We start from the raw sequence: 18,567 nt of genomic DNA, 5'->3' as shown, positions 1-18,567 counted from the left end.
ACTCAGTTTTCTAGACGCTTTAACGATAGAATATGTGTGTGCTGATCGCCGCACGCTTGGCTTTGCGATAGCTCCAGCTTGGGCGCACATAAGTGGCGTGGAAATAGAGCGAATCGCGTGCTTCGCTGTCCCAGTGGCCCTCATGCGCGATCCGGGCGATAGCTTTGGCGCGCTTCCAGGCGGTTGAACTTCGCGTGATGCGCGGCATCTTGCCGCCCTTCACGAAACTGAATTGCGAGCGCTGATACACAACACCGCAATAGCTTGACGGAAAGCGAGAAGATTCGGCGCGGTTGATTACAACCTGTGCAACCGCAAGCTGACCAGCAAGCGGCTCGCCGCGTGATTCAAAATATACTGTGCCAGCGAGACATTCCATTTCGCGCGAAAGATCAGCGCTCGTATCTGTGATACGCACGAGCTCACGCAGTGAAGATGCTTGCGGTGCGTCAGTGGCGGTTTCTTCAGCTTCTTCAGCTTCGGGCAGTGGTTGGACCACTGGCTCCGAAACGAACACGGGAACAGTCTCGTCGGTGAGAGCTGGTACCGGTGTGGAAGCTGTTACCTCTGTTTCGACGCCCTGCTGAGCGTTCGCGCCCGAGAGTTCAGCGCTTGCAAAAGTGAAGCCAAGTGCGGTTACAAAAGTCACGGCACCTGCAAAGTGGGTCTTACGAGCCATTAATCTACTACATTGAGCGGTGGACGAGCACTGGCGCAGGCTGGGACCTTGAGGGAGGTATTCAAATTGTTAGGGTCCAGAAAAAGGCCTGCCGGCCGTCCCCCGTCTGCGTGCTAACCGAATGACCGAATGCCATTCCGCCGCCTGCGCATCGGAAGTTCGATAGTGCATTTAGTTTCAAATGAAATTAGGTCAACCCGATTTATGCTGCAGTGCGGCAAAGCGTTCTGGATCTGCGATATCCAGCTCTAACACCCATAAATCAGGGTCCTGAGCGCCGCGCTTTCTTAAAAATTCATTAAATTCCATCGGGTTATCGGCATCCTGCTCTCTCGACAGAACAAACGGCCGCGATCCATCTATTTGCGGCATCCGCTCATAAAGGCGCGCTGGACCGCCGCGATCCAGCGTCACGATCATGATTGTGCCAGCATCACGCTCGCCTTTGGAAAGCACCGTTGCAAAGCCGCCTTCAGCCTGAACCGCACGGATGATGCCGGATATTTCGAGGTGTGCGGGGAGGCGCGCGTCCATCATGTGTGCCTATTCAGCGCTGTATCCATCCAGGCCGGAAAGCGCGATGTGAGAGCGCATGAAAGTACCGGTTCCCCGGCCGATCTCGTCACCCTCTTCATCGATCAAGCGCGACTCTGCCACAAAGACACGCCGTTTGCCGCTCACCCAGTGACCCTCGGCAATGACGCGTCCTTCGCGCACGGGCTTGGTAAAGTGCAGGTTGAACGATGTCGTCAGCAAAAACCGGTCGGTCACCAGAGTGTTCGCTGCGTAAAATGCCGCATCGTCCAGCATCTTGAAATAGATAGTCCCATGCGCTGCGCCTGCCGCATGATACGATGCCTCGGTCACATCGAACACAAGCCGCGAGCGGCCATGTTCGGTAATTTCCAGAATGGAATCGAACAGGTGATTGACCGGAGCCGACCGGTATAGCCGCTCGAGCGCACGAAAATGCAGCTCCGCGCCCGGTGTCGCACCGCCATCGCTCATAGGATCAGGCGACGTCACGATCCGACACATTGGTCAGCATGGAGTAGAGTGCTTCGGGTGTTTGCGCTTCGCTCATCGCCTGCCGGATAGCATCGTCGCGAACAGTACGCGAAATTGCCGCGAGTGCATGCAAATGTCCGACACCGGCATTGGTCGGCGATAGCATTCCGAACACCAGATCGACCGGCATTCCGTCAGCAGCACCGAAATCCACCGGGGCATCCAGCCGGAACAGCACCGCAACAGGCATCGAAATAGTATCCACACGGGCGTGCGGGATTGCGACCCCGCGGCCAAACCCCGTGCTGCCAAGCGCTTCACGCTCTTCCAAGGACTCGAGCACACTATCGCTGTTCACGCCATAAACTTCAGCGAATTGCTGTGCTAGCGCCGTCAAAATAGCCTCTTTGCTATCGGCACTGATAATGCCGACCGCTTCGGGCACAATTTTTACATTCACATTCATGTGTTACGTACTTTGAAAATTTGAATCCGGTATCAAGTCGATACGCCACAGAAAACCAAAGCGTTCTCGCCGGTAACCCGGTGTCGCAGTTGCAGCCTATGTCGAGAGGCCCAATACGGCGTGAGGGGCGCCGGTCGTGCCTTGTTTTTGGGCCCTAGCTTGGTTCTACCCAACCGATCGAGCCATCTCGTCGGCGATAAACCATATTATGCCGTCCAGTTCCAGCATTTTTGAAGAACATTGCGTTTGTGTCGCGCAGATCGAGCATCATAACAGCATCGGCAACGCTGGCCTCTGGAATATCCACTTTCGTTTCCGCAACGATCATCGGAGCGTCATCGCCGACTTCTTCCACTTCCGGTTCATCAGACTCTTTGGCCGCGAAAATCGTGTAGGCCGCTTCCTCTTCGCGCGCGGCATGATCGGCTTGTTCGTGCCGGTCTTTGAGGCGGCGCTTATAGCGGCGGCACTGCGTTTCGATCTTGGTAGCCGCCTGATCGAAGGCCTGATGTGCATCATGCGCCTCCGCATGACTTTTTAGTACAGTGCCCTGCATGACATGTGTCACGATATCACAGCTAAACGCGCCCGCAGGCGCTTTGCCGAGTGTGACATTAGAGGAGATCGCTCGGCTGAAATATTTATCAACTATCCCGTTCAGGCGGTCAGACACATGCTCCTGCAGCGCTGCACCGGTTTCCACTTGATGGCCTGAAACACGAATATCCATAGTCGACCTTCTCCTTCTTATCGGGACAGGAAGCGTCCCGGATTATTCACCCCAAGGCTACTTGTTTCACGCTACTTGTTCCACAGGGGTGCCTCGATTGTCTTTATAAACGCTTGATGGCGGGCGAGTTCTTTTGCTGATGGAGTGTGCGCACGCGGCGCACGAAATTCGCGGGATGCTGTTCGTGCGGCTGCAGCTCCCGTAACAGTTACAGCCTTTGATTCAGCCGCAAGTTCCAAACCGATCTGCCGGCCGCCGAGCAATTCGACATACACTTGCGCGAGCAACTCGGCATCAAGCAGCGCGCCGTGCTTAACCCGGTGACTGCGATCGACGCCGTAACGCGAACAGAGCGCATCGAGCGAATTCTTTGCGCCAGGGTGCTTTTTGCGCGCAATTGCCACGGTGTCGACCATCCGGTCGAGATTGATCGGCTCACGGTCGATCAAGGCAAGCTCATTATTGAGAAAGCCGAAATCGAACCCTGCGTTATGCGCGACGAGCGGCGAATCGCCCATAAAATCGAGCAATTCCTGCGCGATATCGCGAAACAGAGGTTTGTCTGAGAGGAAGGCGCTGGACAAGCCATGCACCGCTTCCGCGCCTGCAGGCATATCGCGCTCGGGGTTGTAATAGGCATGATAGGTGTTGCCCGTAGCAACCCGGTTGACCATTTCGACACAGCCCATTTCAACCATGCGGTCCCCGCTTTTGGGGTCCAGTCCGGTTGTCTCGGTGTCAAAGACGATCTCACGCATTGGTCATGATATCGGCCTGCAAATCGCGTTAGGCAAGGGTAGCAGCTGACTTTTTACGCGGTCCGGCCCATTAACTGTTCGATCAGACGCGCGACCTGCGCTTCGGTTTCCGCGAGCGAGCATCCCGTATCAATAATGTGATCGGCACGCTCGCGCTTTTCTGCATCGGGCACTTGCAAAGACAAGATATGCTCAAACTTTTCCTGCGTCATTTCGGGCCGCGCCAACACGCGTTCGCGCTGAATTTCCGCAGGGGCCGAGACGACAACCACTGTATCGACGGCTTCGTGGCCGCCTTTTTCAAACAAAAGCGGGATATCGAACAGAAGCATGGGAGCCTCGGCATTCTCGGTCAGAAACGCCTGACGTTTCGCGCCTACCGCAGGGTGAATGATTGCCTCGAGGCGCGCCAACCCTTCCGGATCCGCGAAAACATGTTTGCCCAGAGCGTCACGGTTCACACCATTGGGGCCGGTGCTTCCAGGAAATTCTGCTTCGATGGCAGGTAGAAGCTGGCCCTCGGGGCCCTGCATGGACCGCACAGCCGCATCGGCATCGAACACCGGTACGCCAGCCGCTTCGAACATTGCTGCCACGGTGGATTTGCCCATCCCGATCGAGCCGGTAAGACCAATGATGTGAGGTTTGCTCATGCGGTAAGTCTTTCGCGCAACTCGTCATCGTGCTCGCGCGGCGGGGCTTGCCCGAAGAACAGCTCGAATGCTGTAGCCGCCTGCCCGATGAGCATGGAATATCCGTCGATCGTGCGAAACCCGGCATCTTTGGCGTTGCGTAGAAAGTCGGTCTCAAGCGGATCCATGACAATATCATAGACAATGCTGCCCGGTGGCGCGTGGCTGAAATCAAATGCCAAAGGCGGTTGGCCGCGCATGCCCAGCGGACTGGCATTGACGACGATGTCGAAACACCCCTCGCGGTCATCGAATTCAAAATCGGTCGGTTCGGCAAAATGATCGAGCGTTGCAACGTGGTGATCGCCCTGTTTGGCCAGTTCATTGATTAACGACCGCGCTTTATCAGGGTTGCGGCCCGCAAGCACCAGAACCATCCCGTGATCGGACAGTCCCGCAACAATCGCCCGCGCCGCGCCGCCCGTTCCCAACACGCGGGCCATGCGGAAGAGATGTTTCTCTGCCAACACTTCCGACAGAGGCTCCAAAAAACCGGCCACATCAGTATTGAATCCGCGCAATGAGCCGTCATCCTGCTTAACCACCGTATTCACTGCACCAATGCGTTCGGCCAACAGATCCAGACTATCGAGATGCGGCAGGATCGCCTGCTTATGGGGCATGGTGACATTGCAGCCGCGCCAATTTTGTGCAGTTCGCGACGTGGTGAGATAATCGGCCAAGTCCTGTGTCTGAACATGGGCTTTGCCATACTCCGCAGCGAGGCCGAGTTTCTCAAGCCAGAACCCGTGAATGACGGGCGATTTCGATTGTTTGATCGGATCGCCAATGACCTGCGCAAACGGAAGCTTGCCGCTCATGATGGCAATTCGCCCAGAGCACGGAGTGCGCCAAGTACAGGGAGAAGCGGCATTCCCAGAACGGTGAATTGATCGCCTTCAATCCTCTCGAACAACTGCACACCCATCGCCTCGATGCGGAAAACGCCGACACATCCAGCAACAGCCGGCCATTCGGTGGAGAGATAGGAATCGATAAATTTGTCGGACAGCTGGCGGACATGGAGTTTCGCCAAATCGCCACCCTGCCATAGCACTTCGTCATCACGCACCAGTGCCGCACCGCTATGCAGATGCATTTCCTTGCCCGAAAAGAACCGCAGATGCTCAGCGGCAGCATCACGGTCGGCGGGTTTGTCAAACCTCTTTCCATCCACAACAACAAGGGAATCACTGCCAAGAATAATCTGGTCAGAGTCCAGCGAAGCAACAGCCTGCGCCTTTGCAACCGCCAAGCCTTGAGCAATTCCCGATGGCGCGGCATCAGCCATGCCAGCCTCGACAGCTCGTTCGTCCAGCGAGGCGGGAACGCTCTCATAAGCCACACCAGCCGCATCAAGCATCGCACGCCGTGATGCACTTTTGGAGGCCAGGATAATCATATCGCACGCCTCATATCGGCTTGGGCCCGACGCGCGGCGGAATTTCGCGGCGGTCGCGTTCGCCAACCAGATTGATCACAGCCGCTGCTGTTTCTTCGATTGAGCGGCGCGTCACATCGATTACCGGCCAGCCATTATCGGCAAACATGCGCCGCGCAAACTTCACTTCCTCACGCACACGCTCGTCATCAATATAGGATGTTTCGGAATTCTCGTTAAGGCTGAGCAGGCGGTTACGGCGGATCTGGACCAACCGCTCCGGCGCAGTGGTCAAACCGACAACCAGCGGATTCTTCAGCCGGTATAAAATCTCAGGTGGCGGACTCTCGATCACCAACGGAATATTCGCCGTCTTATACCCGCGATTAGCAAGATAGATGCTCGTCGGTGTTTTGGAGGAACGCGATACGCCTGCAAGCACAATATCGGCTTCCTCCCAATTATCCGATCCGATACCGTCGTCATGCGCGATCGTATAATGGATCGCATCGACTCGCTTGAAATAAGCATCATCCATCAAATGCTGGCGCCCGGGACGGCCATGTGCCTCTTGCCCAAGCTGATCCTCCAGCGCCTCGGTCACCGCATCAATCGCCGGGACAGCAGGCAAGCTCAATTGTCGGCAGTGATCCTCCAACCGTTCTCGCGTATCGGGATTGACCAGAGTAAACAGCACTAACCCGGGGTTCGCGGCGAGTTCGGGCACGATCCGGTCGAGATGTTGTTTGGAGCGAACCATCGGCCAGAAGTGCCGGACAATGTCAGCATCCTCGAATTGCGCCAGCGCTGCCTTGGCGATCATTTCCAAGGTCTCGCCAGTGGAATCCGATACGAGATGAAGGTGCAAGCGGCTCATGAAAGGAGGTCGTGTCCGGGCTGTGGATAGAGACCGGCATAAACCACGGGATAAAGCTGGCGACAAGTCGGAGGCGCGATTCCATGCCCACTGCGAGTCCTAACCGAGTCACTTTGTGGACAGAAAAGTTAGCTTTTCGACAGGCACTGGATAGTGTGGACAACAAGCACTGGACTCGCATTTCTGCGGAGTCGCGATACGCAAAACACTGTTCAATACGGGAGAAGTCAGGCAGAACCGGCTTGTCCCCGAAATCCACAGGACCAACAGACTCCATCATCCTATTTATAATATATATTATTTAGTAAGAAGGCCTTCGATGCCAGGAATTCTCTTAGAAACGTTGCGCGGAAATCGTGCTGAACAAACCCCGATGTGGTTGATGCGCCAGGCGGGCCGCTATCTCCCGGAATATCGCGAATTACGCGCTGACAAGGGCGGGTTTCTCGAACTGGTGTATGATACCGATGGCGCCGCCGAGGTTACGCTGCAACCGATCCGCCGGTTCGGTTTCGATGGCGCGATCCTGTTTTCCGATATTCTGATCATTCCCTATGCGATGGGTCAGAAGCTGGAATTTCTGGCAGGTGAAGGTCCCAAGCTCTCTCCCAAGCTCGTAGATCATACCCTGAGTAGCCTTGAAGCGGTGCCTGAGCGCCTTTCTCCGATCTATGACACCGTGGCTAAGGTGGTCGCTGGATTGGGCCCTGAGACCACCATGCTGGGCTTTGCAGGCTCGCCATGGACTGTAGCGACCTATATGACCGCAGGCGAAGGCAGCCGCGACCAGCACGAAACACGCGCAATGGCCTATCGTGATCCCGCGGCTTTTGGCGCAATCATTGATGCAATCGGTGAAATGACGGTCGGATATTTGAGCGGTCAGATCAAAGCGGGCGCGGAAGCCGTGCAACTTTTCGATAGTTGGTCTGGAACGCTGGCGCCGTCAGAGTTCGAGCGCTGGGTCATTGCACCCAATGCAAAGATTGTCTCCGAGTTGCGCAAAATTCACCCGGACACACCCATAATCGGCTTTCCGAAGGGCGCAGGTGAAAAACTGCCCGCTTACATCCGTGAAACGGGCGTTGATGCAGCCGGGATTGACGAGACGGTCGACCCCGCATGGGTAGCGAGCGTTCTGCCAGATGATCTCCCGGTTCAAGGCAATCTTGATCCATTGCTGTTGCTCGCGGGCGGCGAGGCGCTTGATGTTGCAGCAAAGAGGATTCTCGAGGCGTTTGCAGATCGCCCGCATGTGTTCAATCTCGGTCACGGTATCGGGCAATTCACCCCGATTGCGCATGTTGAGCAATTGGTTGCGACTGTGCGTAATTGGCGCGCCTGATTTGCGGGGATGACGCGGAGCGGTTCAGCCTCTAGGTGAGCATGATGCAGGAAATACTGATCCCTATTTACGAATGGCTGAAAGCGGGCCATATTATTTTTGTCATCTTCTGGATGGCGGGTCTGTTTATGCTGCCGCGGTTCTTCGTCTATCATCAGGAAGACGGTCCGCCGGGATCGGAAATGGATTCTGTCTGGATCGACCGCGAGCGCAAGTTGCTCAAGATCATACTTGCCCCGTCGCTGATCGTAGTCTGGGTTTTAGGCCTGGCCCTGATGTCTGCCACTGCTGCGCACACGCAAACATGGTTCCATATCAAATTTCTGGTCGTTCTGCTCCTGTCCGGATATCATGGCTACATGGCTGGCTATGCCAAAAAACTGGCACGGGGTGTGCGGCCACTCGAAGGCAAAAAACTGCGTTTGCTGAATGAGGTGCCGGGTATATCCGCTGCGCTCATTGTGGTCTTGGTAATCGTCGGCAAACTTTATTTGCCGTGAATCGGCACCGTTCCGCAATAATCGGAATTGACGCTGCACTGCTGTGCGCCTAATTCAATCGCCACACACCGGCTAAGGTTTCGCTGCTGCGAACCGGGTCTGCTTTCTCCAAGCCCCATGACTTGCCTCAATGACTTACCGGCCATTCCATATCCGCCTTTTTCCAAGGCGTCTGAATATTACTGCGAAAGACACCACACATGCATCTTAAAGATTTGAAACTCAAAGCACCGGCCGAGCTTGTCAGCATGGCTGAAGAGTTGGGCGTTGAAGGCGCGTCGACCATGCGCCGCCAGGATCTAATGTTCTGCATTCTGCGCGAGCTGGCCGAGGATGACGAATACACCGAAAACATTATGGGTATCGGCACGATTGAAGTGATGCAGGATGGTTTCGGATTTCTCCGCAGTCCCGAAGCTAACTATCTCGCCGGGCCTGACGATATTTATCTCTCACCGAACCAGATCCGCAAGTGGGGTCTGCGTACGGGCGATACGGTTGAGGGTGAAATCCGTGCACCGCAGGAAGGCGAGCGCTATTTCGCGCTGACCAAGCTTACCAGCGTCAATTTTGAGGATCCTGAACAGGTCCGGATGCGGACCAATTTTGACAATCTCACGCCGCTCTATCCCGAAGAAAAACTGTCGCTCGATACGCTTGATCCGACTGTTAAGGACAAATCGGCGCGGGTTATCGACATTATCTCGCCGCAGGGTAAGGGGCAGCGCGCTCTGATTGTTGCGCCGCCACGGACGGGTAAGACCGTTCTGCTGCAGAACATCGCCAAGGCGATTACCGACAATCATCCGGAAGTGTTCCTGCTGGTTCTGCTGGTCGACGAACGTCCGGAAGAAGTTACTGATATGCAGCGCAGCGTGAAAGGCGAAGTCATCTCCTCCACCTTTGACGAACCTGCAACGCGCCATGTGCAAGTTGCCGAAATGGTGATCGAGAAGGCAAAGCGTCTGGTCGAACACAAGCGCGATGTTGTGATCCTGCTCGACTCGATCACGCGTCTGGGCCGTGCTTACAACACTGTCGTCCCGAGCTCGGGTAAAGTCCTGACCGGCGGCGTAGATGCCAATGCACTCCAGCGCCCGAAGCGCTTCTTCGGTGCTGCACGTAATATCGAGGAGGGCGGTTCACTGTCGATCATCGCAACCGCGCTGATCGATACCGGCAGCCGGATGGACGAAGTGATCTTCGAGGAATTCAAAGGCACGGGTAACTCCGAAATAGTGCTCGATCGCAAGGTTTCTGACAAACGTATCTTCCCTGCGCTTGATGTCGGTAAATCGGGCACACGTAAGGAAGAGCTGCTGGTCGAGAAGGACAAGCTTTCGAAAATGTGGGTCCTGCGCCGTATCCTTATGCAGATGGGCACCATCGACGCGATGGAATTCTTGCTCGACAAGATGAAGGATTCGAAAACCAACGAGGACTTCTTCGACAATATGAACCAGTAACCTGGTTTCAGCCGATCAAAGGGACCAACAAGTCCGTCTCCTTTGCCTGACAGCAAATAGATCGAGGCGACCGATGTCACCTATGGGAAGCTGAATAACGCTCACTGTTGTTGACAAATCGCGCGCATTGTGGCGAGCCTTTTTGACGCGGCAAGTGATTGAAATGAGGGTAATAATATGCGGCAATTCGTTTATATTAGTACGGCTGCGCATGAAGTGTCGAACGATGATGTCGTCAATATTCTCGAATCCTCGCGGCGCAACAATCCCGATCGCGGAATTACCGGTTTTCTGATTTTCAACGGTCGTAATTTCCTCCAACTGGTCGAGGGCCCGGAAGATGCTCTGTTCTCGCTCATGAACCAGTTGGCGCGCGATAGCCGCCATAGCGGCATTGTACGCTTGGAAGATATTCCGATTGAAACGCGTACCTGCGAGGAATGGGCAATGACGCGGCTACGCCTGATCGATCCTGTTCAAGAACGCAGAACGAACCTTGATGCCATTCTGCCGGCAAGCCTGGCACCTAACGTTCGGCGAACGGTGCTGAACTTTGCCGCTTTGAACTGAATCTTCCGGTGAAAGAGCCGCCAAGCGATATCTTGGTGACCGTTGCTATATCGGTTTACGAGTGCCGCGATGTTAAGGTTTAATCGCTGTCGCTGTGTTCACGGTACTCTCCTGAAACTGTCTGCGCGGGCTGCTTTCCAATGGTCAGCGAGCTGACCGGATACACTGCCATCAACGAACTGGTTTGGTTCGACAAAATTATAGATCGCGCTGATCGCGTTCGACCGCGCGCCGTTGAGCCTTTCGCGCATATCCTCCGGCTTGATTTCCCATGGAGAATCCAGCCCCATCGCGACGACAATCTCGCGCAGGCTGTGCAGCGTCTGTTTCTGGAACCGGGCTACGCGCGGTCCTTTATCCTCGACGATCAATCCGCTTTGGCGCCACGCTTCTTGTGTCGCCACGCCGCTAGGGCAGTGGCCGGTATGACATTGCATCGATTGCACGCAGCCGAGCGAGAACATGAAGGGCCGCGCTGCGTTGCACCAATCTGCTCCGAGCGCAAAAGCTTTGGCCATCTGCGCACCCGAATGGATTTTACCCGATGCTGCGATTTTGACACGGTCTTTCAACCCCGTCCCGACCAATGCGTTGCGGACAAAGATCAAACCTTCGCGCAGCGGCATTCCAACGCTGTTGGATAGCTCGAGAGGCGCTGCCCCAGTGCCCCCCTCCGCACCATCTACCGTAATAAAATCCGGTGCGATTCCCGTTTCCAGCATCGCTTTGGTCATCGCGAAGACCTCGTGCGGCTGACCAACGCAGAGCTTGATCCCGACCGGTCGTCCTCCGCCCAGCTCACGCAATTGTGCGACCCATTCGAGCATCTCAATAGGTGTTGAAAAAGTTGAATGCGCGGCTGGCGACATACAATCCTCGCCCACAGGAATTCCGCGCGCTTCGGCGATTTCCTCCGTCACCTTGCGGCCGGGAAGCACACCGCCATGGCCCGGTTTTGCCCCTTGACTGAACTTGATCTCGATCATCTTCACATGCTCGTTGTCTGCCGTCTCTGCGAACAAACCTGAATCGAACCCGCCATCCTTTCCGCGGCACCCGAAATAGCCGCTGCCGATCTCCCAGATCAGATCACCGCCATGCATCCGGTGGTAGCGGCTAATGCTGCCTTCGCCGGTATTATGCGCGAAATCACCCAGTTTCGCGCCGAGATTCAGCGCTTCGATGGCGCGGGCGGATAATGATCCAAAGCTCATCGCCGAGATATTGAGTAGCGCGGAGGAATAGGGCCTCGCACTGCTGCATTCGCCGATATCGACGCGCCATGTTTGAGGGGCTGCGTCATTGGGTACAACCGAATGGCTGAGCCACTCATATTCATCCGAATAGACATCCAGTTCCGTGCCCATCGGATGCGAATCGAGGTCGCCTTTGGCACGCGCATAAACAAGTGCACGCGCTTGATGGCTGAATGGCCGCCCCTCCAAGTCACTTTCGACCAGATAGGACTGCGCAAAGGGGCGCAGATCCTCCATCACCCAGCGTGTGCGGGCAATGAGCGGGTAGTTTCTGCGCAAAGTGTGCTGGGTCTGGAAAAAGTCCCACAGAGCAATCAGCAGCAAGGGGATCGCCACCGCCAACCCAATGCGCAAGAAGGAAAATGCAGCAAACGAAGTGGTAATCGCGATCAATGCGAGCGGGATCGCATAGCGCGGCGCGAATGCAGTCATCGGCGTGTCCTTGGGGTTAATCCTTGGGATTTCATCGAAAAGGGCTTAGCTGTTGCATAGCGGCTTTGCCAAACCCAGATTGTTAAAAGACAAATCACAAAAGAACTTTGGGGCATAAGAGAGGAACAACCATGAAGGCTAACATCGAAATCGAATGCACTCCTGAAGAAGCGCGCAGCTTCCTGGGTCTTCCTGATGTTTCAAAGGCAAACGACATCTATGTTGATACGGTGTCGAAAGCGATGAAGGGTGTCAGCAACCCAGAGCAGCTGCAGCAATTCGCCAAGCAGCTCGCGCCCATGGGCCAGATTGGCTTCAAACTGTTCCAGAATTTTGTCGAAGGCGCGAGCTCCGCAGCTACCGGCGGCTCTAAGTCTTCCAAAAAGGACTGACCCGATAGATTAGCGGGGCGCTATGGATACGATTTACGCCCTTTCCAGCGGCAATCCGCCCGCGGGTATCGCTGTGGTCCGTGTGAGCGGACCAGCAGCTGGTTATGCGCTGGCAGCGCTGGCAGGGTCTTTGCCCGACGCACGGCGCGCAAGTGCGCGTAAACTCAAAGACAATGCGGGTAATATCCTCGACGATGCGCTGGTGTTGTGGCTCCCGGGTCCGGGCACGGCAACGGGCGAAGATATCGCCGAGCTTCATTTGCATGGGGGACGTGCGGTAGTGGCGGCCGTGGAATCGGCACTGGGTGAGCAGGATGGTCTACGCCGGGCCAACCCGGGAGAGTTTACCCGCCGCGCCTTTGCCAATGGCCGGATCGATCTGGCCGAGGCGGAGGGGCTCGGCGATCTGCTGACGGCAGAGACCGAGCTACAACGCCGCTCTGCGATGGCGCTGGCAGGCGGAGCGTTGTCGCGCAAGGCAGAGGAGTGGCGCGAAACGGTCTTGCAACTGTCTGCTCAGGTAGAGGCGTCGCTCGATTTTTCCGATGAGGATGATGTAGCCGCGCTGCCCGAGGCCTTCACCACCCGCGCGGAAGCGTTGGCGGAAGAGCTGAGTGAATGGTTGCAGCGCCCGAGAGCCGAAAAGCTACATGAGGGGTACCGAGTTGTGCTGGCTGGGCCGCCAAATGCCGGTAAATCTATGCTTTTCAATGCATTACTGGACGACGAAGCTGCGATTGTGGCGCCAACCGCAGGAACGACCCGCGACGTTCTCGAGCGTTCGGTATCGATTGGCGGCGTGCCGTTCTCATTCGTTGATACAGCCGGCCTGCGTAATGAAAGCAGCGATGCGATCGAGAACATCGGCATTGAGCGGGCAAGGAAACAAGCCGATCTCGCCGATCTGGTCCTGTGGCTTGGTGAAGAAGGTCACGGACCTGATGGCGCATGGGAAGTGGATGCAAAAAGCGACACTCCCGATCTTGCGAGGAAGAAAGCACCAACCCTCAGAGTGTCGGCACTGACGGGTGAAGGCATCAATTTATTGCGTGACAAACTGATACAGCAGGCGAGGGGGGCAATGCCTGCGCCGGGGGCAGTTGCGCTCAATGCCCGCCAATACACCATTATCGCAGAGGCTCGTGATGCCCTGTCCGGAATCGGTGGGGAATTCGACTCTCTATTGATTGGAGAACGCCTCCGCCTGTGCAGGCTGGCATTCGACCGCTTGCTCGGACGAACATCGACCGAGAATATGCTTGATGCATTGTTTGGACGGTTCTGTATCGGGAAGTAGATGTTTCACGTGGAACATTCGGTGCTAGCCACTAGCAAGAGAATACTCCTTTGACGCCCCAACGCTGCTCGACTATCGGGCGGCTATGCATGCATTCGACATCCTGGTTGTTGGCGGCGGCCATGCCGGCGTAGAAGCGGCAGCGGTGGCTGCGCGGATGGGCGCGCGTGTTGGGTTGGTGAATTTCGAGCTCGATGCAATCGGGGCGATGAGCTGCAATCCTGCTATTGGCGGGCTGGGCAAGGGTCATCTTGTTCGGGAAGTGGACGCGTTTGACGGGATTATTGGCCGCGCGGCGGATGCCGCCGCGATTCATTACCGCATGCTCAACCGCTCCAAGGGGAGTGCAGTCTGGGGGCCGCGCATCCAAGCCGATCGGACGTTGTTCAAAGCCTATGTCCAGCGGTCCATTCGCGAGCAGGGCGATCTTGCGCTGATCGAGGGTGAGGCGGCGGGACTGCTGTTCGATGGTCAGCGCGTATCCGGTCTGACGCTAGGTGACGGGACCGAACTCGCAGCGCAGGCTATCATCCTGTGCACCGGTACTTTCCTCGGCGGGACATTGTTTCGCGGTGAAGAGCGCCTGACCGGCGGACGGATAGGTGAAGGCTCTGCGCAGAAGCTGGCAGCGCAGATGCGCGAAGCGGACCTGCCGATGGCGCGCCTAAAGACCGGTACACCGCCCCGCCTTGATGGGCGCACGATTGATTGGGCGAGTCTGGCGGAGCAGCCGTCTGACGCGGATCACTGGACAATGTCACCCATGACGGGCGCGCGGATCAACCAGCAGATTTTCTGCGGGATCACGCGCACCAATGCCCAGAGCCACGATATTATTCGGGCCAATCTGGATCGCTCGCCGCTATTCTCCGGCGCGATTGATGCGGAGGGACCGCGCTATTGCCCGTCTATCGAGGACAAGATTCACCGTTTCGGTGATCGCGACGGGCACCAGATTTTCCTTGAGCCGGAAGGTCTCGACACGCATCTGATCTATCCCAACGGGATCAGCACATCGCTACCAGTCGATGTGCAGCGCGATATGCTGCGCGCGATGGATGGATTGTCACGTGTGGAAATGGTCGTACCAGGATATGCCGTGGAGTATGATCATATCGATCCGCGCGCACTCAATAGCGGGTTGGAGCTGCGTGATATGCCGGGTCTGTATTGTGCCGGGCAAATTAACGGCACGACCGGCTATGAAGAGGCGGCAGCGCAAGGCTTGGTCGCGGGGATGTGCGCTGCAGCAAAGATCATGGAGCGGCAGGCACCGGCTCTTGATCGGGCAAACTCCTATATTGCAGTAATGGTCGACGATCTTACGCTGCACGGTGTGACCGAGCCATATCGGATGCTTACGTCCCGTGCAGAGTACCGCCTGCGCCTTCGCGCCAACAATGCGACAACACGGCTTACGTCTATCGCTGTGGAGATGGGCTGTGTGGGAGCGGAGCGTGCGACCTGGTTTGAGGCGCGCGAAGAGAAACGGACCGATTGGGCGCAAAGGCTGGACACAGAAGTCGTTGCGACTGAATTGAACGATGCCGATCTTCCGGTGCGCCGAGATGGCGGACGCAAGCCGCTTAGCGAGTGGCTGCGGTTCGGCGGGATCGATCTTCAAGCGCTTTCACCGTGGCTCGGAGACGATTTCGAGCCTGATAGCGAGTTAGCCAGCGAACTAGCCGAAGATGCCGCCTACGCTCCCTATTTGGCGCGTCAGGAGTCCGAACTTCGTGATCTGCGCGCCAGTGAAGCGGTTGCTCTCCCGGCAGATTTCCCCTTTGCGAGCGTGCCAGGACTTTCCAATGAGATGATCGAGCGTTTGACCAAGGCAAAGCCAACATCTCTGGCGGCGGCTGGGCGTATCCCCGGCATTACCCCAGCGGCGCTCGCAGCGCTTCTTGTACAGGCGCGGCGCCTTGAGCAGGTTGCGGCATGATTCGCGACGAGACTGAAGCCCGAGAATACGTCGATAAGCTCTGCGATAAAGAGGCAATGGAGCGGCTTGATACATTTGTGGCAGCCCTGCGCGAGGAGAACTCGCGCCAGAATCTCGTTGCCAAGCCCACCCTCGACATCGCGTGGCAGCGCCATATTGCCGACAGCGCCCAGCTTCTGGAATGTGTTTCACGTGGAACATCAGCGCGTGCAGCAGAGACGGGTCTATGGCTTGATTTGGGGACTGGAGCAGGGCTTCCGGGCCTGATTATCGCGATCATGCGCCCGCAGCGCCCCGTCATGCTGGTTGAATCACGGCGCAAGCGAATCGACTGGCTGGAGCGGATGCGGATGGAGTTGGCGATTCCGAAATGCGAAGTTGCTGGATCACGGCTGGAACTTGTGGAAACTGTCCCAGCTTCGGTCATCTCGGCGAGAGCCTTTGCGCCGCTGCCATCTATCCTCGACTTGTCCGCAAGATTCTCCACAGGGCAAACTATGTTCGTGTTGCCCAAAGGGCGTTCGGCGGCGCAAGAATTGGACGGGATGCCGCGAAAAGTGCGGAAAATGTTCCACGTGGAACGGTCTGTGACCGATGATGACGCCGGAATATTGGTCGGTAAGTTGGCGAAAGGGATGCGGGGAAAAACATGATCACGATCGCGATTGCCAATCAGAAGGGTGGGGTGGGGAAAACCACGACTGCCATTAATATCGCGACAGCGATGGCTGCAACCGGCTGGAAAACGCTTCTGATTGACCTGGATCCTCAGGGAAACGCCTCGACGGGCATGGGCATCAGTAGCGATAATCGCGAATATTCCAGTTATGATCTGTTGATCGACCAGACCCCGCTCGCTGGATGTGTTTCGTCAACTAACATTCCCGGTTTGGATATTGTCCCCGCCACTGTCGATTTGAGTGGTGCTGAAGTCGAGCTGGTGTCGGTGGAAGATCGCACTGGACGTTTGAGTTCCGCGCTGGCCGCGCATTCCGGCCATGATATCTGTTTCATCGACTGCCCACCCTCGCTGGGGCTGCTGACCCTAAATGCTCTTGGCGCGGCCGATACGCTGATGGTGCCGCTACAATGCGAATTCTTTGCATTGGAGGGGCTAAGTCAGCTGCTCAAGACCGTCGAGCAGGTCCAGCAGCGCTTTAATCCCGATCTTGGTATTGTTGGCGTTGTTCTGACCATGTTTGACAGACGTAACCGCCTGACCGACCAGGTTGCCGATGACGTGCGCGAAGTTCTGGGCGGTTTGGTGTTTGAATCCGTCATTCCGCGCAATGTCCGTCTGTCGGAGGCACCCAGCCACGGCCTGCCTGCGCTCGTTTATGATCATTCCTGCGCTGGGAGTCGGGCCTATATCGCTCTGGCGCGCGAATTAATCAGCCGTCTGCCCGAGAAAAGGAAAGCCGCATGAGCAAAACACGTGACCCCAGCGATCCTATCCGCCTGACCGTTCCTCCCCGTGCTGCGGACAAAAAGAAAAAACTTGGGCGCGGCTTGGGCGCTTTGATGGGCGAAACCCGCAAGGAAGAGCCGCTGGTGCGCCGCAATAGCGAGGTTGGCTCGTCATCCTCAACTTTAACGCCGACTGCCGACCCAGCATCCGCATTCGCCTCCACTTCTGGCCTGGCTTCGCTGGCAATTTCTTCGATTGAGCCGCTACCTGGGCAGCCGCGAACGAAGTTCGACGAATCAGCGCTGGATGAGCTGGCCGCATCGATTGCCGCACGCGGGGTGATCCAGCCGATCATTGTTCGCCCTGGTGGGAAGGGCAAATACCAACTCGTTGCCGGCGAACGCCGCTGGCGTGCAGCGCAAAAGGCCCAATTGCACCAGATTCCGGCAATTGTTCGCGAATTGGATGAGCGCGAAGTTATGGCGCTCGCGCTGATCGAGAATCTTCAGCGCGAAGATTTAAACCCTGTTGAGGAAGCGCGGGCATACCAGCGCCTATCCCAGCAGGAAGATATGACCCAGGCGGAGATTGCTCGCTTGGTCGATAAGTCTCGGAGTCACGTGGCGAATATCCAGCGTCTTTTGGGGCTTCCAGACGATGTTCTGGACTTTGTCGAGGCTGGCGATCTGTCAATGGGCCATGCGCGGGCTTTGATCGGTTATGATGATGCGGCACAACTTGCGAAGAAGGCGGTCTCCGCGCAATTGTCGGTTCGCGAAGTCGAAAAGCTGGTCAAAAGCGCAAATGCGCCAGAGGGCGAACAAACCCGCCGCCAGGCCCGGCCATCGCGTGATCCAGCCAAGGATGCGGACATTGCTGCGGTGCAGGGACATCTTGAAGAGTTCTTGGGATTGCCGGTCACAATCAAGACTGACAGCGATCCGCGTTCCGGGGCCGTGACGATTAAATATCGTACGCTCGATCAACTTGATCTTATTTGCCAGAGACTGACAGGCGGCGACATTTAGTACGGCGAAACAATTGCCGATGTTGGAGAAAATACCCTTCGCTTGACGAGGGAAAATTCGCTCTATGGTTAATTTCGCGTAAAAAATCTATTGATTTAAGTGACTTAGTTTGGAACCGTTCCGACAGTTGGTCATTATCCTCCTATCTTACCCTGTAAATCAACGTTGCGGAAAGCGTAGCGTAAGGAGACTACAATCACCGACCGTCATAACAATATCCACAACGACACCGAATATGATAAGGCGACGGCAACGCATCTTCTTTCGTATTTAACCTCTGCGGCAATAGCTCTATTTGGCGTTCTTGCATCTACGCCAGCCAAAGCCAAAGAGGCGCGGG

21 protein-coding genes are annotated in these 18,567 nt (G+C 56.3%); 10 read left to right on the top strand and 11 right to left on the bottom strand.

Annotated features, from left to right (window positions below; all coding sequences use genetic code 11):
• Positions 1-19: 19 nt before the first annotated feature.
• The 10 genes from GRI35_RS01965 to GRI35_RS01920 all read right to left on the bottom strand — a co-directional run bounded on the left by GRI35_RS01965 (position 20) and on the right by GRI35_RS01920 (position 6,591).
• A complete protein-coding gene (locus GRI35_RS01965) occupies positions 20-679 on the bottom strand; it encodes a cell wall hydrolase (RefSeq protein WP_160612466.1) in 660 nt (219 codons plus the stop codon).
• 192 nt (positions 680-871) lie between these two features.
• The gene (locus tag GRI35_RS01960) at positions 872-1,213 is read right to left on the bottom strand and encodes a DUF1491 family protein (RefSeq protein ID WP_160614694.1); all 342 of its coding nucleotides are present in this window, start codon (positions 1,211-1,213) and stop codon (positions 872-874) included.
• A gap of 9 nt (positions 1,214-1,222) precedes the next feature.
• Complete coding sequence (locus tag GRI35_RS01955; RefSeq protein WP_235900245.1) at positions 1,223-1,687, bottom strand: PaaI family thioesterase; 465 nt, start codon at positions 1,685-1,687, stop codon at positions 1,223-1,225.
• A gap of 4 nt (positions 1,688-1,691) precedes the next feature.
• Complete coding sequence (locus GRI35_RS01950; RefSeq protein ID WP_160612464.1) at positions 1,692-2,153, bottom strand: PTS sugar transporter subunit IIA; 462 nt, start codon at positions 2,151-2,153, stop codon at positions 1,692-1,694.
• Positions 2,154-2,307: 154 nt separating this feature from the next.
• Positions 2,308-2,883 carry a ribosome hibernation-promoting factor, HPF/YfiA family gene (gene hpf / locus GRI35_RS01945; protein ID WP_160612463.1) on the bottom strand — a complete coding sequence of 192 codons (576 nt, stop codon included), beginning with the start codon at positions 2,881-2,883 and terminating at the stop codon, positions 2,308-2,310.
• A gap of 71 nt (positions 2,884-2,954) precedes the next feature.
• Positions 2,955-3,641 (bottom strand): DNA polymerase III subunit epsilon, encoded by a 687-nt coding sequence (gene dnaQ / locus GRI35_RS01940; RefSeq protein WP_160612462.1) that lies wholly within the window; start codon positions 3,639-3,641, stop codon positions 2,955-2,957.
• 53 nt (positions 3,642-3,694) lie between these two features.
• On the bottom strand, positions 3,695-4,294 hold the full coding sequence (gene coaE, locus GRI35_RS01935; RefSeq protein WP_160612461.1) for a dephospho-CoA kinase: 600 nt from the start codon (positions 4,292-4,294) through the stop codon (positions 3,695-3,697).
• Positions 4,291-5,154, bottom strand: coding sequence for a shikimate dehydrogenase (gene aroE, locus GRI35_RS01930; protein ID WP_160612460.1), 864 nt, complete (start codon positions 5,152-5,154; stop codon positions 4,291-4,293). The genes coaE and aroE overlap by 4 nt, the downstream gene beginning before the upstream one ends.
• The gene (locus GRI35_RS01925) at positions 5,151-5,735 is read right to left on the bottom strand and encodes a Maf family protein (protein ID WP_160612459.1); all 585 of its coding nucleotides are present in this window, start codon (positions 5,733-5,735) and stop codon (positions 5,151-5,153) included. The genes aroE and GRI35_RS01925 overlap by 4 nt, the downstream gene beginning before the upstream one ends.
• A gap of 10 nt (positions 5,736-5,745) precedes the next feature.
• A complete protein-coding gene (locus tag GRI35_RS01920; protein ID WP_160612458.1) occupies positions 5,746-6,591 on the bottom strand; it encodes a pyruvate, water dikinase regulatory protein in 846 nt (281 codons plus the stop codon).
• Between the two features lie 319 nt (positions 6,592-6,910).
• Between GRI35_RS01920 and hemE the strand changes: the two genes are divergently transcribed.
• From hemE to GRI35_RS01900, 4 genes are all read left to right on the top strand, one after another.
• A complete protein-coding gene (hemE, locus tag GRI35_RS01915) occupies positions 6,911-7,936 on the top strand; it encodes a uroporphyrinogen decarboxylase (protein WP_160612457.1) in 1,026 nt (341 codons plus the stop codon).
• Positions 7,937-7,980: 44 nt separating this feature from the next.
• Positions 7,981-8,436, top strand: a complete 456-nt coding sequence (locus tag GRI35_RS01910) for a CopD family protein (RefSeq protein WP_160614693.1) — start codon at positions 7,981-7,983, stop codon at positions 8,434-8,436.
• Between the two features lie 200 nt (positions 8,437-8,636).
• Entirely contained in the window at positions 8,637-9,902 is a 1,266-nt protein-coding gene (gene rho, locus GRI35_RS01905; protein WP_160612456.1) for a transcription termination factor Rho, read from the top strand.
• A 177-nt stretch (positions 9,903-10,079) separates the two neighbouring features.
• The gene (locus GRI35_RS01900; RefSeq protein WP_160612455.1) at positions 10,080-10,472 is read left to right on the top strand and encodes a BLUF domain-containing protein; all 393 of its coding nucleotides are present in this window, start codon (positions 10,080-10,082) and stop codon (positions 10,470-10,472) included.
• A gap of 98 nt (positions 10,473-10,570) precedes the next feature.
• Here GRI35_RS01900 and GRI35_RS01895 read toward each other — a convergent pair whose 3' ends face one another.
• Complete coding sequence (locus GRI35_RS01895) at positions 10,571-12,160, bottom strand: FMN-binding glutamate synthase family protein (protein WP_160612454.1); 1,590 nt, start codon at positions 12,158-12,160, stop codon at positions 10,571-10,573.
• 131 nt (positions 12,161-12,291) lie between these two features.
• Between GRI35_RS01895 and GRI35_RS01890 the strand changes: the two genes are divergently transcribed.
• The 6 genes from GRI35_RS01890 to GRI35_RS01865 all read left to right on the top strand — a co-directional run bounded on the left by GRI35_RS01890 (position 12,292) and on the right by GRI35_RS01865 (position 18,227).
• Positions 12,292-12,552, top strand: coding sequence for a DUF6489 family protein (locus tag GRI35_RS01890; protein ID WP_160612453.1), 261 nt, complete (start codon positions 12,292-12,294; stop codon positions 12,550-12,552).
• A 22-nt stretch (positions 12,553-12,574) separates the two neighbouring features.
• On the top strand, positions 12,575-13,849 hold the full coding sequence (mnmE, locus tag GRI35_RS01885) for a tRNA uridine-5-carboxymethylaminomethyl(34) synthesis GTPase MnmE (protein ID WP_160612452.1): 1,275 nt from the start codon (positions 12,575-12,577) through the stop codon (positions 13,847-13,849).
• Between the two features lie 85 nt (positions 13,850-13,934).
• The gene (mnmG, locus tag GRI35_RS01880) at positions 13,935-15,791 is read left to right on the top strand and encodes a tRNA uridine-5-carboxymethylaminomethyl(34) synthesis enzyme MnmG (protein ID WP_160612451.1); all 1,857 of its coding nucleotides are present in this window, start codon (positions 13,935-13,937) and stop codon (positions 15,789-15,791) included.
• Entirely contained in the window at positions 15,788-16,444 is a 657-nt protein-coding gene (rsmG, locus tag GRI35_RS01875; protein ID WP_160612450.1) for a 16S rRNA (guanine(527)-N(7))-methyltransferase RsmG, read from the top strand. Before mnmG ends, rsmG begins: the two co-directional genes overlap by 4 nt.
• Entirely contained in the window at positions 16,441-17,217 is a 777-nt protein-coding gene (locus GRI35_RS01870; protein WP_160612449.1) for a ParA family protein, read from the top strand. Before rsmG ends, GRI35_RS01870 begins: the two co-directional genes overlap by 4 nt.
• Positions 17,214-18,227, top strand: a complete 1,014-nt coding sequence (locus tag GRI35_RS01865) for a ParB/RepB/Spo0J family partition protein (protein WP_160612448.1) — start codon at positions 17,214-17,216, stop codon at positions 18,225-18,227. Before GRI35_RS01870 ends, GRI35_RS01865 begins: the two co-directional genes overlap by 4 nt.
• Positions 18,228-18,567 lie beyond the last annotated feature (340 nt).

Origin of the sequence: Pontixanthobacter aestiaquae (assembly GCF_009827455.1) — a bacterium.
Lineage (GTDB): Bacteria > Pseudomonadota > Alphaproteobacteria > Sphingomonadales > Sphingomonadaceae > Pontixanthobacter > Pontixanthobacter aestiaquae.
This window is presented reverse-complemented; position numbering and strand designations above follow the sequence as displayed.

What these genes read in the sequence shown, in the direction of transcription:
- GRI35_RS01965 (WP_160612466.1), bottom strand. Translation starts at nt 679, where the DNA reads ATGGCTCGTAAGACCCACTTTGCAGGTGCCGTGACTTTTGTAACCGCA.
- GRI35_RS01960 (WP_160614694.1), bottom strand. Translation starts at nt 1,213, where the DNA reads ATGGACGCGCGCCTCCCCGCACACCTCGAAATATCCGGCATCATCCGT.
- GRI35_RS01955 (WP_235900245.1), bottom strand. Translation starts at nt 1,687, where the DNA reads ATGAGCGATGGCGGTGCGACACCGGGCGCGGAGCTGCATTTTCGTGCG.
- GRI35_RS01950 (WP_160612464.1), bottom strand. Translation starts at nt 2,153, where the DNA reads ATGAATGTGAATGTAAAAATTGTGCCCGAAGCGGTCGGCATTATCAGT.
- hpf (WP_160612463.1), bottom strand. Translation starts at nt 2,883, where the DNA reads ATGGATATTCGTGTTTCAGGCCATCAAGTGGAAACCGGTGCAGCGCTG.
- dnaQ (WP_160612462.1), bottom strand. Translation starts at nt 3,641, where the DNA reads ATGCGTGAGATCGTCTTTGACACCGAGACAACCGGACTGGACCCCAAA.
- coaE (WP_160612461.1), bottom strand. Translation starts at nt 4,294, where the DNA reads ATGAGCAAACCTCACATCATTGGTCTTACCGGCTCGATCGGGATGGGC.
- aroE (WP_160612460.1), bottom strand. Translation starts at nt 5,154, where the DNA reads ATGAGCGGCAAGCTTCCGTTTGCGCAGGTCATTGGCGATCCGATCAAA.
- GRI35_RS01925 (WP_160612459.1), bottom strand. Translation starts at nt 5,735, where the DNA reads ATGATTATCCTGGCCTCCAAAAGTGCATCACGGCGTGCGATGCTTGAT.
- GRI35_RS01920 (WP_160612458.1), bottom strand. Translation starts at nt 6,591, where the DNA reads ATGAGCCGCTTGCACCTTCATCTCGTATCGGATTCCACTGGCGAGACC.
- hemE (WP_160612457.1), top strand. Translation starts at nt 6,911, where the DNA reads ATGCCAGGAATTCTCTTAGAAACGTTGCGCGGAAATCGTGCTGAACAA.
- GRI35_RS01910 (WP_160614693.1), top strand. Translation starts at nt 7,981, where the DNA reads ATGCAGGAAATACTGATCCCTATTTACGAATGGCTGAAAGCGGGCCAT.
- rho (WP_160612456.1), top strand. Translation starts at nt 8,637, where the DNA reads ATGCATCTTAAAGATTTGAAACTCAAAGCACCGGCCGAGCTTGTCAGC.
- GRI35_RS01900 (WP_160612455.1), top strand. Translation starts at nt 10,080, where the DNA reads ATGCGGCAATTCGTTTATATTAGTACGGCTGCGCATGAAGTGTCGAAC.
- GRI35_RS01895 (WP_160612454.1), bottom strand. Translation starts at nt 12,160, where the DNA reads ATGACTGCATTCGCGCCGCGCTATGCGATCCCGCTCGCATTGATCGCG.
- GRI35_RS01890 (WP_160612453.1), top strand. Translation starts at nt 12,292, where the DNA reads ATGAAGGCTAACATCGAAATCGAATGCACTCCTGAAGAAGCGCGCAGC.
- mnmE (WP_160612452.1), top strand. Translation starts at nt 12,575, where the DNA reads ATGGATACGATTTACGCCCTTTCCAGCGGCAATCCGCCCGCGGGTATC.
- mnmG (WP_160612451.1), top strand. Translation starts at nt 13,935, where the DNA reads ATGCATGCATTCGACATCCTGGTTGTTGGCGGCGGCCATGCCGGCGTA.
- rsmG (WP_160612450.1), top strand. Translation starts at nt 15,788, where the DNA reads ATGATTCGCGACGAGACTGAAGCCCGAGAATACGTCGATAAGCTCTGC.
- GRI35_RS01870 (WP_160612449.1), top strand. Translation starts at nt 16,441, where the DNA reads ATGATCACGATCGCGATTGCCAATCAGAAGGGTGGGGTGGGGAAAACC.
- GRI35_RS01865 (WP_160612448.1), top strand. Translation starts at nt 17,214, where the DNA reads ATGAGCAAAACACGTGACCCCAGCGATCCTATCCGCCTGACCGTTCCT.